Here is a 211-nt window from a genome sequence, read left to right as displayed (position 1 = left end):
CTCAAGGAGGCCGGCGTCGTGATCGAGCAATGGCGGAGGCACTACAACAGCATCCGGCCGCACTCGTCGCTCGGCTACCAGCCACCCGCGCCGGAGGTCGTCCTCTGGCCAACCGAACCGAGCGGATCAGTGCCGTCCGCGCGCCCTGCCATCGTCAGCCGACCGACGATGCACTAACTTCGAACTCGGGCCACCGAATGGGGGCAGGCCA

1 protein-coding gene is annotated in these 211 nt (G+C 67.8%); it reads left to right on the top strand.

What is annotated here, in order from left to right; genetic code table 11:
• The coding region (locus tag MKK88_RS15265) for a transposase (protein WP_244001082.1) at positions 1–177 on the top strand (177 nt) is incomplete at its 5' end.
• Positions 178–211: the final 34 nt, after the last annotated feature.

Source organism: Methylobacterium sp. E-005 (assembly GCF_022829725.1).
Lineage (GTDB): Bacteria > Pseudomonadota > Alphaproteobacteria > Rhizobiales > Beijerinckiaceae > Methylobacterium.
This window is presented reverse-complemented; position numbering and strand designations above follow the sequence as displayed.